The sequence below is a fragment of the Alteraquisediminimonas sediminicola genome, from assembly GCF_019740335.1.
GTDB lineage: Bacteria > Pseudomonadota > Alphaproteobacteria > Sphingomonadales > Sphingomonadaceae > Alteraquisediminimonas > Alteraquisediminimonas sediminicola.
The window spans coordinates 76,585-91,336 of the sequence record NZ_JAHXZS010000006.1 but is presented as its reverse complement, the minus strand read 5'-3'; the positions used below and the strand labels follow the sequence as shown (position 1 = coordinate 91,336).

The following is a 14,752-nucleotide window of genomic DNA, read 5'->3' as shown; positions in this document are numbered from 1 at the left end:
ACGGATGTACGCGCAGGCGATGGAGGCTAACTGAGAGACAAAATGGAGCGGGTGAAGGGAATCGAACCCTCGTCGTAAGCTTGGGAAGCTTCTGCTCTGCCATTGAGCTACACCCGCATTCCAATCACTTAGCACTGGTCTAACCCTTTCGGTTTACAACCGGGTTTACAGTGCTAGCGGCGATACGATCCGCCAATTGCACTATAACCCTAGCTTGGTCAACATAATGGCTGCGAATATTGGCAACTTGCTCAGGTGCCCAGCCAAGCACCCCGGCGGCCTCTTGATCGGTGAAGCCCGACAAGATCAGGTTGGTAGCGAAAGTGCCCCGCAGGTCGTGCGGATGCTTCTTTCGTCCATCGTCATGCACAATGTTGGCAGTGTCGCGAGCCTTCGCAAAAGCATGGGTGAAGTTGTCCAGCCCCCAAGGTTCGCCCGCTTCCGTCACCAGAACATTCGCCACGCCTTCGTTCCGATGCCGTTCGCGCAACTCATCCAGTAGCGCACGCAGCTTTGGGTAGATCGGGATAACAGCCTTGCGCGGTTTCCGACGTTTCGACTTGTTGGTGACGCGGATAATGGCAGTCGTGCCGACCTCGCCCCATTGCAGTTCCAACAGATCGGCCCGACGTAAACCAGTCATACTTGCTAAGCGCAGGCCATCAAATATGTCGGGACGTGCGTGCTCTTTGAACGCCGATATATCCTCATCGGTCCATATGATTTCCGCACGGTTTCCGCCTTCATAGATTTGCGGAATACCAACAGCCACATTGACAGAGACGCGACTATTCAGACGACCCCATTCCAGCAGCGCACGCAATACCGTGATGCGATAGTCGGCTTCCCTTGGGGTCGAATAGGCATCATCACGCCACGCCTTCACCTTCACAACCATGCGCGGATCGGACCAAATTGAAATCGGGGTTACGCCCCATTTGGCTTCAATCAAGTCGAGCCGGATGCCCCACTGTTTCCGCGTGGTCGGTGCAAGCTTTTGCCATTCTCGACTGTTCCGATAATCCCGGACAAGTGCCGCAAGCATAGACGGCTTGACTGCACGAGTATCGGCCATGACTTCATGATATTTGTCGATGGCGTCAGGCCCTAGCGCAGGGCGCGTCCCGCCCACCTTGGTCATGATGCAAGGACCTCCCCGCCAAGCATAGACATACCAGCGCACCGGATGGCCCGCCTTCCGCTTAGCGACGATATGCAGCCCCTTAATACTCACAACCGAGACTCCCATTTGGTAAACTCATCGTTCGGGGCGGTTGGTTTGGCATGGGCTTCGGAAATGCGCATAGTGCCATCAGGTGCAAACTCGACAATTGCCGGGGCCATCCCAGCTTCACGCACGGCATCAACCATTCGCTTAACCTGCGACTTGTGCGGGTAGTTGAATGAGGATGCCACTATAGCCATTACGCCGCAGCACTCCCGCGCTTGTTCCAGCCTTCAATCTGGCGAACTTCATCAGCATCGAGCACGCCGGTTTCGAGCGCGATCTTATGCGCGTTCCACCGGGTTTCAGGATCACCGCGCAAGAAGCCCGAAAGATCCAATTCCAGTTCGAAATTGCCACCAGCAGGGAAAACAGAACGGGCGAACTCGGCCTCGATCTTGCGTGCCCAAGGTGCCAAGCAGAACGTCGCGAACCACAGGCCAGCTTGTGCGGCATTGGTAAAGGTGTTGTTCTCATACGCCTGCACGATCGGCGGGGGCACCTGAAACAAGCGGCAGATCTCGACAACGCCGAACTTGCGGGTTTCGAGCAATTCCGCATCCTCAGGCGAGATTTGCGACGGCTTCCACGTCATGCCGCCATCAAGAATCAAAGTATTCCCTGCATTGGTCGCACCTGCATGGCGCTGAGAGAACGCTTGTCGCACCAGTTCGCGTTTATGCGATCCCATTTCCTGAGGCACCTCGATCACGCCGCTAGGGCTAGCTCCATTGGCAAGGAAAGATGCCGCGTGCCTGTTAGCAGCCTGCACGCCTGTTACCGTCTCAGCAGCCCTAGACAGACGCGAACGGCCAATGATGCCATCATCAGTGCGATCACGCAGGTGAAGCACTTCGCCCTCAAGCAAGCGACGGGTGCGGCCCTTGCCATCCGATACGTCATAGGCGAGCCGTCCGCTCGACAGTTCGGAGACAGTCACAAAAGACCAAGGAATATGACGAAAGCCCGAAAGCTGCCCGTTACCGCTCCGCACGATCTCCGCCAGCCCGTTACCGGTCAACAGCGACGATGCGATGAAGTGTTCCAGAAAGTCGGGCCAAGTCATGCTTGGATTGGCACCAGCACGCACAATCTTGCCCAATGGATGCGCCGTTGTCTCAGTCCGGTTGCCGTCTGGGTCACGACGATAAACAAGCGCAGGGACATAGGCCAAAGCGGTCGAGATGGCGTTGACGCACGCCAGCACCGTCGAGAGGTTTTCAGCCGTCCGTGCTGAGACGCTTGACCCTGCACCGATGGATGGCGCCAGCGCAGCCCATGACGGGTCGTGAGCGCGTTTCTCATAGCCCATGCGGGCCAGCATGTTATCAATCAACTGCACGGCTCACCTCCGCCAAAATGAGCGCCCGCTTGCGTCGATTGGCTTCCGCGCCGGTCATCAGCGCACGAAGGGCAATCTCAGTGTCGGGATATGCGGGCCATGCCTGCACGATGGAGATTTCCCGCAGTGCGATCTTGCTGAGGGTGCGAATATTGCCGTTCCAGCTTTCGCCGCCTTTGGAAATCATAAAGCCAAAGCTCATGCCGCCCAGATCATCCCGTTCGGCCAAAGCGAGAATATCACGCCCCGCCTGAGTGTCTGGCAGGTCGAGCGAGAACTTAAGGCCCTTGCTATCCTCAGACAGGCGCAAGGTGCCGGAGCGGGTCCGACCAAGCACTTTGCCGGGGTCGTGGTCGAGCATGGCGAGAACATCGCCCGCCAGCGCGTCACGGAACGCACCGGGGGCGATTGTCTCTTTGAAGCTGCCTAAGTCAGCCTCAGACCCGAAGGTGGCGGCATACCCCTCGATACGCCGCCCAGCGGTGCGAACCTCCGTAAAGGCTCGCCGTTCAAGAGGTGCCGCCACAGTCATTACGCGATGCCCACAGCGGCAGTCGTCACGTCCTCAATGGACACGAACGCCTTCGGGCGTCAATGTTGGTACCGGTGTCGCTATTGTTGCAGAGCAAACCAACGATGTGGACAGCACGGTATCGGCCAGCACGACCGGCTCTGCGAGCTTGGCATCCGGCGCTACTGTGGCCGACTCCTCGCTGACGCTGAGCGGTAACAAGCTGCAATCGCAGGCCACTGGGGTCGTTTCGAGCAATAACCTCGCTGTCACTGCGACCAATGTCACGCTGACCGGCGCCGACGTCATTGCTCCAGCCGTGATCGATGACGGTGAAGGCACCGTGAGCGGCGCCTTTGCCACGCTCAATGATCAATCCGTGAGTGGCGCCGTTTCGGCGACCACTGCTGCCAATGCCGACGTATCGGCCTATTCCGTCAAAGCGATCGGCGCCGTCACGAACAGCGCTCTCGCCGTCGACAGCAACAGCGTCATTGCGAAGGCACAGGGTGCGGTGACTACCAATGCCACCACCCTCAGCATTGCCGCTTCGCTGGACGCCGGTGATGCTGTTGCCAGTGGCGTGACCAATGGTGCGACCATAGCCAATGTCCAAAGCATTGCCGACACTGCCGACATTACGGCAACTGTCACCACCTCAGGCCCGAACACAATCGCCAATTGGGCAGACTCACTCGACAACTCGTCGATGTCGGCGTCCTCGAACATCTTGCAGGCAATTGCGGATGGCACAAATGCGACCAATACGCTGGCTGTCACTGCGACCAGCCTGTCGACCCCGGCCGACGCCGCTGGCTTTGCGTATGTCGATACCGCCGCAGATGGTGGTGTAACGACCGATGCAGCCTTTAGTGTGGCCAATGTGCAGAGCACGGGCACTGGCGCTGTGAGTGCGACGCTGGGCGACATGGCCACCGTCAAGAATTTCGTGGACTATGCGACGTCGGACTCATCTGTAACTGCGAACAGTAACCAGTTCAGTGCGTTTGCTACCAGCAACAAGGCATCGAATGGCCTCACTCTCGCTGCCACTGATCTTGCCAGCGACGGCGGTGTGGTCAACGTACAGTCCAGCAGTGCCGATGTTTCGGCAACGGTTGGCGATCTCGATAACGCTGGTGCTCTCACCGAATTGGCATTTGATGTTTACAACAGCTCTGTGGCGGTAAATAGCAACGTCGCGCTTGGATCATCGATCGGTAACTCGGCTGCCAACACGCTTGCAGCGTCAGCGACAAACCTTTCCGGCACTGGCGACGGCGGGCAGGGTTATGCCGAGGGCACCAACACGCCGACGGCTTATGCCTCGGCCAACTACTCGGTAGCCAACCAACAGTCCGTAGATAGCGACAGCAGCTCGACCACCTCGGTCAATACGACCTTTGGTATCGATCAGTCGCTCGACTATGACCTCTCCAATTCTAAACTATCTGTGTCCAACAACACGCAGTTTGGCGAGGCTCTGGGCAACAGTGCGACCAACAAGCTGTCACTGACAGCGACCGACGTTGGGGCAGGTATCGCTCCGACTGCGGCGCTCAGCAACACCCAATATGGGGATACAGTGAACGTTGAAAGCTCGTCGTACATGACTGGCTATGAGGACTTCCGCCAGAGCTACGTCCTAAACGTCAAGCTCGTCGACTGTCTTTTGAGTGATCGGCTCCGCTATGCCGATCAAACGTCGAAGCTTTTCGAGTTTCTCTCATCCGAATTCGACAGCTGCGAGGGCTTTTTCGAAGCCTATTACGCAGGCGGCCGCGATGCACCAGGGTTACTTTCGGGACTGGTCGGCGCTTGGAAAAAATTCGTCCCGACCGCCATCGCCAGCTCGCGAAATCTATCTCACGTAACGCAACTGCTCATGAGCCTGTCTGAAAGTCTGCTCGAGACCCTAGCGAACGATGTCGACGAGCTTCCGGAATTCGTCTCGGCGAACCTTCCTGATATTCTGGTGCGTGCACCTGAACTGGTGCCGGAGCGGCTCGAGCGCCTCGGCTTCGAGGTCCAGGATCTCGCCGCTATCAGGGAGCACCCCGGAATTGTAAGGTCCATGTTCTCAAAGGGACTTTTCGAACTCACGATCGCCAACCTAGAATACGCCTATCACGAGATCTTTGGTGAAAACGATCTCGAGCCGCTGCGCGCCGGGAACTACACCACCTTGCGTGAGACGAACCACGCTGTTTTGATAGAGCGGATCGAGCGTGATTTCGATCTCTACTTGCATGACGTCCTACTGGAGCTGCAAGAAAATTCGAACGAGGATGCCCAAGCCATTCTGGCTATCATTCGCCGTGATAATCTTGATGAAAATGATCTAAGGGAATTTCTGGGACGACAAGCGACCCTGCTGCCATCTCTAGAAAATGTGCCTGATAAATTGCATGCAATGCTGTTCCAGCTGCATTCGATCGAACCGACCTGGGCGAACTGCCTCACCTTCATGGGAGGCGAGGGATTCGATAAGGAAAGTCTCGTCGCTTATCTCGATCAGGAAGATGTCCGGGCGGCTATCCTGACAGACCCGATACCGAGTGACACGAATACACAACCTCTGCGCCAATTCCTCATCGAGGCGGCCACGCTGTGTGACGCCGCGTATCAGGAATATGCGCAGGCGCTGCCGATGCCGTTCAAGAAATTCCCCGAAGGCCTCGAAAGAACCAAGCTTCGAATCCTGATAGCGGAAGGGAAAATCACGTTCACCAAGGATAGTCTGGACGCGCTTGCCGACGAAACGGACTTGCAGGCGCTTTTCGTCGCGGCCAACATCGAAACATATCTGGCTGATCCAGGCAAGTTTGCGCTCGACGACGATTTCCGAGAACAACTTCTACGAGCTGAAATTGGCAATGAAGACAAGCGCGCACTAATCGAATTGATGGACCTGAACGCGCTTAACGGTCTTCCCGAGCGAGCGGCACTTATCGGCCCGATCCTAGACCGCATCGACACTAACATTTCCCGGCTTGATGCGAATATCGCGCATTCCCTGATAACGCATTCAAGGCCTATCGCGACGCAAATCTCGCTCTTCAACAAATGTCATTCCGTTCTGACGGATGACGACGTGCGTGTGGTTCTGGCTAATCTCCCGCGACCATTTTCGGAAATAACGACGGGCTACCAAACACCGAGATTGATGAACAGCCCCGAAAATATTGCCTTGGTTAAATGGCTTGATTCCAGAAACATCATCTCGTCGTGGAGCGAAGGCTGGCTCTTCACCGACGACATACGCGTTAATCTAAAAAGGCGATGACTAGACCCTAGGAAATTCCGCGCTTTCGCGGTGCGTGAAGCTCGTTACACAGCAAATGACAGACTTTCTCTCCCTACCCCCGAATAACGACACCATTTTTTCGGCTTTGATGTACACGATTGAGCAACGATGAGCGCGAACCGGCCGTCCGTGCCGCAGATAGGCGTAGCGCAGACCGGCCTGTAGACGTAGCTTGTCCGTCAGCTGTGCATAGAGCTGCGAAAAGGCCGAAAGTGAGGTCGAGCGTTGCCGTTGCGTCTGCGGCTGCCCCAGACCGAGCGCGAAACCATCGAGCTTGGTACCCTGAATAAGGGAGTATTTCTGGTGGAAGGCAAAGCCGCCAAAGATCATCTGCACGGCATCGGTCAGATTCACAGTATCGCGGAGTTCCTGTGAATATTGTTCATGCTTGATCTGACGGCGACTCTGCAGGAGTACGGCAGGCACGGCATCATCATCGCTGTACAGATCATGGTTGTAGCTGCGATAATTCGTGATCGACACAATATCGCCAAGCCCAGTACCAATATTCTGGGTCAACGTGGCGCTATAGCTGTCACGATTATTATAATTTGGCTGATCCGTGCTCTGACCGCGGCTATATCCCTTGTTATTGGGTGAGCTATAGACCGGGTCGTAAATCAGCAAGCTCGAATCCGAGAGGTTGAGATTGGTCTGGGAATCATTGCGCGAACGTCCATATTCACCGATCAGGGTCGCATTATACGCACTCCCGCCATCAAACTTCAGATAGGCGCGTAGGTTCGTCATATCGACCTTGCCGAGATTGGCCCCTGTCAGCACATTCTTGAAATAGCCGTCGCGTCCCGTGTGGAGGACGCTGATCTTGCCCGCCAAATGATCGGCCAACGGAAAATTCACGGCGGCGTTCAATTCCAGACGGTTGTAATTGCCATAAGTGACCTGTGCCTCACCACCGAATTCACCCGTCGGCTGCTTGGTCACCACGTTGATGACGCCGCCAGTGGTATTGGCGCCGAACAAGGTACCCTGAGGACCGCGCAGGATTTCCACGCGCTCAATGTCGAACAAATTGCTCAACGCCGCCGTGTTGACGCCAACGACCACGCCATCCACCACAACCGACACGGTCGTACCAACATAAGGATCCGGATCATTGACGCCGACGCCTCGGATCGTGAAAACCGCCGAATCCGGCGAATTGGCCCATTGATTGATCTGCACATTCGGGATGGAGTTCGCGAGCCCTGCGATGTTGGTAATCTTCTGGCGCTCAAGCGATTCACCCGACACGGCTGCAACCGAAATAGGAACGCTTTGCAGGTTTTCTGAACGCTTCTGCGCGGTCACCACAATCTCTTCGAGACCACCCGCGCTCTGCGTGTCACTGCCAGCCGACGACTGTTAGCGCCACCACCCCGCCCGATTTCCAATCCGTCGATGCAGAATTCACCACGGAGACTCTGGCTGAAATCACCTCATTTAAGTGCATATTTATAAAATATTTTCAGTCTCTTGAGGTACAATTAACCGGCTCATAATGGCGCAAGCGCCGGAAACTTCGGGATAAGTTTACACACCACAAGTTATTGGTATAAAATGATAATGTGTCTTGAGATCCAAACCGAAATCGAACCTTCGCATTTGGAATTTTTATTATATTATCCATTCAGATACTTACATAACAAAAATGCGCGCTCAACTGGATGATTATGCCCGAAGTAAGTGGCTTTTGAGCTTGTACCTGTACTGGTGACTGGCCACCTTACACGCAGGACGCTACCTTTCGTCTTTGAGACCGGCGCCTGTGGTTAAGTTCGCCACTGCCGCTGTAACGGAAGCGGCAGTGGTTCGTATGTCAACCCTTTGTTTCTAGACCTACAATGGTGCGGCGTCCTATTTAGATAGGCTAGGTTGCGGATCGTTCAGCTCAGTGCCGAAAGCCTCAGCGATATGACCTTCCGCCGCTGCTGCTTCAGAGATAAGAAGGCGAAGTGCGTTCGCGGTGTCTTTTAGAACGCCGGCGCCAAGAGGCCGCTCACCATTGATAAAACGTCGGATAGCTCGTTCGTCTATACCGAGGCGCCGCGAGGCAGCAGTGGTGCCGCCAAACACTTGTACGCAGTGGGCAAAGTGCTCACACATATCTTGCTTTGTGAATGACTCGGTCATCGTTCCCTCTTTCACAATTGTGGGCGGTTAGTATCGTGTGTGTGGTTGAGAATAGCAGCTTCGCACGCTCTCTATTATAGTATGGAAAATGGCAATGACGGAAGAAGACCAATCGTTGAGTAGGCCCCAAAGGCGGTTGCTTCGCCGGATCTACAACGGTCGTTCAGTCCCAATCATTGTTGATGGAAGGCCCTTCCTGACCTACAAAGATGCAAGCCAATATCTTCAATCACTGGCGTCTCAAGCCCGTGACGCGGCATATGCCGAGATGAAGGAGAAGGCAAAATAGACGTTCCGAAAACTGACCGTGCCTGACGCTGGAAAAGGAACGGAATCAACGATAGCGATAGTTTTCCCAGATGCTGAATGTTCAGCCGCTATTGGACATCAAAGCTTAATGGATAAAAGTCAGCGATGTTGGCGCTTCCTGTCAGTCTAGCCCGTCAGACTTCGCGCCATCCCCCTCCGCGCCCAACAACGCATCGTCCCCTACAAACAGGTCGTCAAAGCGTAAGGCCATGCGCCTTTCGTGCGTCCGACGTCAGCGCCCGCCAAATAGACTGCGATTCCTCGTCAATGATTTCCTTGTGCCAATCCTTGATGTTCACCCGCGCAGCCATCCAAGGCACTGCCTCGATATAAGCCCGCGCCATGCGATACAGGACGCCCGCCTGTTCACGGTCAAGCGCAGCGGCATAGCATTCGCCATAGGGTTCGGTCATCGGTCCAAGCAGGTGCGCCAGTGACAGGCCCGCAAGGATTGCAGATTTACCGTTGCCGCGTGCGACAGACAGCGCAGCGAGCCGAACACGACGACGCCCTAAATCATCCACATCGGAATAGATCCCACGAACGAACTGTTCCTGAAAGTCGAGCGGCTCCATCGTCTCGCCAGCCTTCAAGCCGGAAACAATCGGCAGGCTCCGCAGGAAGGCCAATACCTGTTCAGCAGGCGGCATCCCCTCTTGCTCCCAAGGATGCGACACTATCGCAGGTGCAGCTTGTGCAGCGGCTCGCAATCGGCCCGCGCCGGGTCCACGCTTGCCCATTATCGACGGCCCTTAGAAACTAATTGATTTCGAAGGTTCCGCGCCGGTCCTACGATGTCGGCCCTGAGCGATTCTTCCGCATCCGGAGCAGAAAGCTCACGCATCGAACAATCAATCGCAGGATCTTCACCACTACCCAGATCGCAAACATTGCCAAGAGGAGCCGCGCTACCAACAGCGGGTGCATTACCACCCAGAGGCCAATGCGGCTGATTGCGAGGACGATATACCAGAGGATTGCTTCCATGCGGCCCATGCTTAGTCCAAGGGTGGTCCGCGTCAAGCGGCGAGCCATCCGGGTTGCATCCCTTCCTTGGCTTTGTGCTCTTGATTGCGCCCGCCTCAGTCCCGCGTGCTGTCTTGGCTGAGTGACAGGCTGGGCAATATGACGCCAAGCCATCATGATCGGGAAAGGCAGATCCGCCGTCACTGATAGGCGTGATATGGTCAACCGTGTTCGCCACGACGAGACGCCCGATTGCATGGCACCCGCGACACAGTGGTTCAATCGACAGGTGAGCACGACGAAGCCGCGCCCATGTTGAGGTATTGTAAGGCCAATCAGCCATGACTTGCGTTCCTTAATTCACGCGCAAGCCGCTTCAGCTCGCGTTCGATCTCATGTCGGTTTTCGAAATAACGTTCGGGGTTGCGCCAATCTGGCGACAGCCTCCCAATCTCATTGGCGATGTTTTGCAGGCGGGTTGCGGTGCCGGTCATATGAAGCTCCATTCGGTTGAGGAGCTTCCCATTAAGAGCATTGATTCGTTCCCCGCTACGGACGGGACGTGAACCACATTCAACCGCCGCACGCCGGTCATAGGTCCGCGTCCAGACCATCATCGCCCCAGTCTATTCCATCATCATCCGGGGCGGGGACACCAAGGCCCGCCCCGGTTATATACGTAGTATATAGGGGGGGTGGCGCACGCAGGGTCGGCGCATTGATTTCAATGGCTTGGCTGTGGGGTTGGCGCAGGTCAGCGCATGGGGTTAGCGCAGGGGGGTTGGCGCACATTTCAACGGCCTTGATGCCGCATTTAGGATGCCGGTTTGGACCCCTCCACAGTTCTGCATCAATCTCGATTTCACCAAGGTAGAGAAGCCGTTCGAATGCCTGTTCGAATGCCTTGCGGTTGAAGCCCTTACCCTCTGGCATCTTCATAAACACGGTCGGCGCATAGTTGACGCCGGGGTTATGAGACACGGCCCGCTTGTTTTCGGTCGCTGCCGACAGGCACCGCAGGAACGCCGCGTTCTCTTTTGCGGCCTTGGCATTAGCTGACATTTCGGCCCGCGCATCGGTCGGCAGATCATCCTCGCGAACGAATGCCCAGTTGTGCCAATGGAAGCGCATCGCCTCGCCCTTGCGTGCGTAGTTGGCCTTGCCGACAGTCAGCACCCGCGCATCAAGATCGATCACGTTGCCTTCCGCATCGCGTTCATGGTCGATAGTGATTTGAGAGCGCACTGCATTGAGCCACGCGGTCGAGCCGGAATAGCTATCGCCACTTTTGTTCGGATGCCCCAGCAACAGGATTGCCGCGCCTGTATCGCCCGCCAATTTGTTCAGCAGGTTGATAAAGCGGGTGACTTGCCCCCGGTCGTTTTCATTGCCGGTGAACAGATGCGCGACGTTATCAAGGAACACCAACTTTGCGCCGGTCGCCTCTATCATATGGGCAATGCGATGATATGCCGGTGTCAGTGACAGCGTGCCATCAGATGCATAAATGCCAAGTGCGTTATCCAGTTCGCCACGCAAGCTGGCAAGGTGCAACCGACCTGCAAGGCTCGCCATTGAAACGCCCATCGACGCGCAGATGTGAGACTGCCGATAATGCAATTGTTCGGCATCATCCTCGCAGGTCAGATAGATTGCAGGCCCAGCCATCACGCCCAGCCCAAGGCACGACAGGCCCGCAGCCGCAGCCGTTGCCAATTGCTGAGCCAATAGCGACTTGCCACCGCTTCCCGGCCCGGTGAACAGCGTCACCTCTGCAAGTGGTGCCAGCCGCTCGATTGCAAAGCGTTTGGCTTGGGGTTCCACCGTTGACAGCGCCGCAAGGTCGAGCGTCGGCAACAGCTTCACCGGATCGGTGACTTTCAATTGATTGACGTTGATCGGGAACGGGTCGTTCGCCCGCACGGTTGCAAGGTCACGCGGCATAGAGCACCGCCTTTCGGGTCGAGATTTGGGGAACACGCACCGGGCGGCTCAGGATCGAGCGCAGGTGGTCGGCAATGTCGGGGTCGGCCTCGATGGCGTGCAGATTGGCAAGTTCCCGGATCTCCGGTGCGCCCCAATCCAGAACGCAAATGCCATCAGCGCCACCGCGCAACCAATCCAGCGGGGTCGCATAGAAGCGGGTCGGTTGGTCACAGTCCCAATGCGGTCCGGTCAAATAATGGCCCAAGCACCAGCCAAGGCCCGTCCGCAGTGCCCACGACGCCGGATTATCCGTGCGCCATGCAACTAGGTCGATCACGTCGCCCATCTCATAGATCGGCTGAATGACATGCTCCCGGCCCTCGCAGGGTTGATAGTAGCCATCCTTCAACCGTTCGCACGCCATGACGCCAAACGGGGGCACGGATGATCCCGACGCGCCAAGAGTTGCCGGTGAAACGCCTAGCGACAGCAGGCGGTCCAGATGCGGTTGACGAACATTCGATGAAGCGGTGAAGATTTCCGATTTGAGGTCGTGCATCATTGCACAGCCTCCCGGCTTGCGGTATCATCCGCTCGCCTGTCCGCGCCCGTGGTAAGGTATTCAGCCCTCGCATCGGTGCCAGCCTTTGCGGGGGTTTTTATTTGTCCGGGCGGGGCGTGAAGCTGTTTACAGACGCCGCCCAACATTTTGATTTTAGATAGGTGTTTTTCGGGGTGTTTTACATCAAGGCATTCGGATTTCTGGGAAATCGTTAAGCTTGGGAAGCTTCTGCTCTACCATTGAGCTACACCCGCTTGTCTGGACAGGAGAGGCGTTGGCCTTGTCCATAGCGCGACGGCCTATGCCTGATTCCCCGGTCGGGGGCAAGTCGTTAGCGGTGCCAATCGACCTGCCCCCTTGAGACTTGAATGTCAGAATTTCATCCGAACGCCCGCATAGGCGCTGCGGCCCCATGCGGTGAAGCTGAAGACCTGTTCATATTGTTCGTCGAACAGGTTTTCGACCCGCGCAAAGACCGAGAGATTCTGGTCCAATTTATATTCACCGTTCAAATTGACGGTGGTGAACGCCTGATGCTGCACCAGTGCCGGGATGTAGGACGGGTCGATAAAGGCCAGATCATTTTGCTTGCCGGTGTAACGCACGGTCAATGCGCCGCTATAGGGCTTGTCCGCAGTCGCATAAGCGAGGTTGAAGCTGGCGATGTTCTTTGGCCGACGCACGGCCTGACCATGCCATGGCGTGGCGACATAATAGACCTGCGGCAGGACGTCGCGATCTTCCTTCCCATCGAGATAGGTATAGGCCAGATCGGCGCGCCAGCCATTGCCCAGACGTGCCTCGGCATAGGCTTCCACGCCCTTTTGGCGGGTGTGGGTGTCACGGTTCTGCGGCACGGTCAGGAACTGGCCGTCGATGAACTGATAGGTCGAATAGATTTCATTGTTGAACTTGTTGGCGAAATAGGTCGCGCCGATGGTGAGGCGATCACCGAATAATGCCTGATCGAAACCGACTTCCCAGCCCTTTGATTCTTCCGGTTTGAGATCGGGGTTGCCGGTATATTGACCGTCATAATAGCCGAACAGTTCATCAAAACCGGGAGCCTTGATGCCGGTGCCCGCCGCCGCCCGCACCCGCAGGCCAAGGCCCAAACGGACGCTGCCATGCACGCGCCAGGTGGTAGCGTTCTGAAACAGGTCGTTATCGTCAAAGCGATAGGAACCGCCAAGGGTGATGCGGTCGAACAGGGACGCATCATATTGGGCGACGAGGCCGATCGTGTCCTTCTGGTGCTTGCCAGCAAAGACGCCCGGATTGACATCCGTGGGCGAAATGTTGCGATATTCCTCGCGTTCGGCATCGAGCGCGACCGTCAGGCGCTGTTTGACCGTTTCGCTGTCGAAGCGGAAGCTGCTTTCATAGCTGCCGCGATAACGGCGGCCCTGATAGCCATAACGGAAACCGACCGATTGGCCGATACGGGAGATGCTATTGTCCGGCACATCGAAGGTCTTGCGTTCGGTATCGACGAATTGCGCGGACAGGGCGTTGACCCAGCGATCATCGAGCGCGGTCAGTTCGGCCCGGACCATGCCATAAAGCGCATCAGCGGTGTTGTGCGTGCCATAGCTGTCTTCGGCCATGCCGAAATTCGGGCTGACATAGGTCAGTTCGCCCGTGTCCCAGTCCATGACATAGATTTCGTTCTCCTTATTGGAGTCCGTGTTGTTGTGATTGTAGCGCAGGACGCTGCTCAGTTTGAAATTGTCGGTCGGCGTCCAGTTGACCTTGGCGGAAACGCTGGTCGTGTCCGATCCGATGTCGCGCTGACCGCCACGCGCCGTGGGGGCGCCGCCGGTGTGGTAATAGCTGCCGATCAGGGCATAATCCACATCGCCCTTTACGCCTGCGATCCGGGCGCTGCTGGAGATGGTTTCAAACGAACCGCCCTCAATCCGGAAGCGCATGCCGGGGGCTTCGCGGCCATCGAGCGTGATATAGTTGACGACGCCGCCAATGGCTTCCGAGCCATAAAGCGAGCTTTGCTGGCCGCGCAGCACTTCGATCCGGGCTGCGTCATCGGCGATCAACTGGCCGAAATCGAACTCCCCGGCGGAGGGGTCGCTTGCCTTGATGCCATCGATCATGACCAGCACATGATTGGCTTCCGACCCGCGCACGCGGATCTGGGTGCGGCCAGCCGGACCATCGGCCCGACTGACGGCGATGCCGGGGATGTCGCGCAGAATGTCGCTGACCTGTCGGGTCTGGCGCTGTTCAAGTGCCTGTGTGTCGATCACGCTGACCGAACCGCCGAGTTGATCGACGGGGATGCCAACGCCGCCGCGCGATGCGGTGACGATGATGTCGTCAAGTGCAACGGCAGCAGTTTCGGCGCGCGCGCCAGCGGACAGGGCTATGCCCATAGAGAGCAGGGCAGCGCCAGCGAACAGGGTATTGGTGGTCTTCATGATAAAATTCTCCCGTAACGACACAAGAATGTCGCC

The 14,752-nt window shown here is 56.7% G+C and carries 13 protein-coding genes and 1 tRNA gene; 2 read left to right on the top strand and 12 right to left on the bottom strand.

The annotated features are described in order from the left end of the window. Positions 1-43 precede the first annotated feature (43 nt). The 4 genes from K6117_RS11875 to K6117_RS11860 form a co-directional block, all read right to left on the bottom strand. Positions 44-117 (bottom strand) — tRNA-Gly (locus K6117_RS11875). Between the two features lie 22 nt (positions 118-139). Then, positions 140-1,141 carry a tyrosine-type recombinase/integrase gene (locus tag K6117_RS11870; RefSeq protein WP_221795294.1) on the bottom strand — a complete coding sequence of 334 codons (1,002 nt, stop codon included), beginning with the start codon at positions 1,139-1,141 and terminating at the stop codon, positions 140-142. A gap of 283 nt (positions 1,142-1,424) precedes the next feature. Beyond that, a complete protein-coding gene (locus K6117_RS11865) occupies positions 1,425-2,567 on the bottom strand; it encodes a phage portal protein (RefSeq protein ID WP_221795293.1) in 1,143 nt (380 codons plus the stop codon). Then, positions 2,554-3,099, bottom strand: a complete 546-nt coding sequence (locus K6117_RS11860; RefSeq protein WP_221795290.1) for an HK97 family phage prohead protease — start codon at positions 3,097-3,099, stop codon at positions 2,554-2,556. Before K6117_RS11860 ends, K6117_RS11865 begins: the two co-directional genes overlap by 14 nt. A 166-nt stretch (positions 3,100-3,265) precedes the next feature. Between K6117_RS11860 and K6117_RS11855 the strand changes: the two genes are divergently transcribed. Further along, a complete protein-coding gene (locus K6117_RS11855; RefSeq protein ID WP_221795288.1) occupies positions 3,266-6,364 on the top strand; it encodes an autotransporter outer membrane beta-barrel domain-containing protein in 3,099 nt (1,032 codons plus the stop codon). On the opposite strand, the gene K6117_RS11850 is transcribed toward K6117_RS11855, so the two are convergent. Further along, positions 6,365-7,696 (bottom strand): TonB-dependent receptor, encoded by a 1,332-nt coding sequence (locus K6117_RS11850; protein ID WP_221795286.1) that lies wholly within the window; start codon positions 7,694-7,696, stop codon positions 6,365-6,367. A 546-nt stretch (positions 7,697-8,242) separates the two neighbouring features. Further along, the gene (locus K6117_RS11845) at positions 8,243-8,518 is read right to left on the bottom strand and encodes a helix-turn-helix domain-containing protein (RefSeq protein ID WP_221795284.1); all 276 of its coding nucleotides are present in this window, start codon (positions 8,516-8,518) and stop codon (positions 8,243-8,245) included. 94 nt (positions 8,519-8,612) lie between these two features. Between K6117_RS11845 and K6117_RS11840 the strand changes: the two genes are divergently transcribed. Next, positions 8,613-8,807, top strand: a complete 195-nt coding sequence (locus tag K6117_RS11840; RefSeq protein ID WP_221795282.1) for a hypothetical protein — start codon at positions 8,613-8,615, stop codon at positions 8,805-8,807. Positions 8,808-9,021: 214 nt separating this feature from the next. Here K6117_RS11840 and K6117_RS11835 read toward each other — a convergent pair whose 3' ends face one another. From K6117_RS11835 to K6117_RS11810, 6 genes are all read right to left on the bottom strand, one after another. Beyond that, a complete protein-coding gene (locus K6117_RS11835) occupies positions 9,022-9,567 on the bottom strand; it encodes a terminase large subunit domain-containing protein (protein WP_246605062.1) in 546 nt (181 codons plus the stop codon). Further along, on the bottom strand, positions 9,567-10,136 hold the full coding sequence (locus K6117_RS14660) for an HNH endonuclease signature motif containing protein (RefSeq protein ID WP_221795280.1): 570 nt from the start codon (positions 10,134-10,136) through the stop codon (positions 9,567-9,569). The genes K6117_RS11835 and K6117_RS14660 overlap by 1 nt, the downstream gene beginning before the upstream one ends. Further along, the gene (locus K6117_RS11825; RefSeq protein ID WP_221795278.1) at positions 10,129-10,287 is read right to left on the bottom strand and encodes a hypothetical protein; all 159 of its coding nucleotides are present in this window, start codon (positions 10,285-10,287) and stop codon (positions 10,129-10,131) included. The genes K6117_RS14660 and K6117_RS11825 overlap by 8 nt, the downstream gene beginning before the upstream one ends. Before the next feature lie 97 nt (positions 10,288-10,384). Further along, a complete protein-coding gene (locus K6117_RS11820; RefSeq protein ID WP_221795276.1) occupies positions 10,385-11,737 on the bottom strand; it encodes an AAA family ATPase in 1,353 nt (450 codons plus the stop codon). Continuing rightward, positions 11,727-12,281, bottom strand: coding sequence for a hypothetical protein (locus K6117_RS11815; RefSeq protein ID WP_221795275.1), 555 nt, complete (start codon positions 12,279-12,281; stop codon positions 11,727-11,729). Before K6117_RS11815 ends, K6117_RS11820 begins: the two co-directional genes overlap by 11 nt. 371 nt (positions 12,282-12,652) lie before the next feature. After that, positions 12,653-14,716 (bottom strand): TonB-dependent receptor, encoded by a 2,064-nt coding sequence (locus K6117_RS11810; RefSeq protein ID WP_221795273.1) that lies wholly within the window; start codon positions 14,714-14,716, stop codon positions 12,653-12,655. Positions 14,717-14,752: the final 36 nt, after the last annotated feature.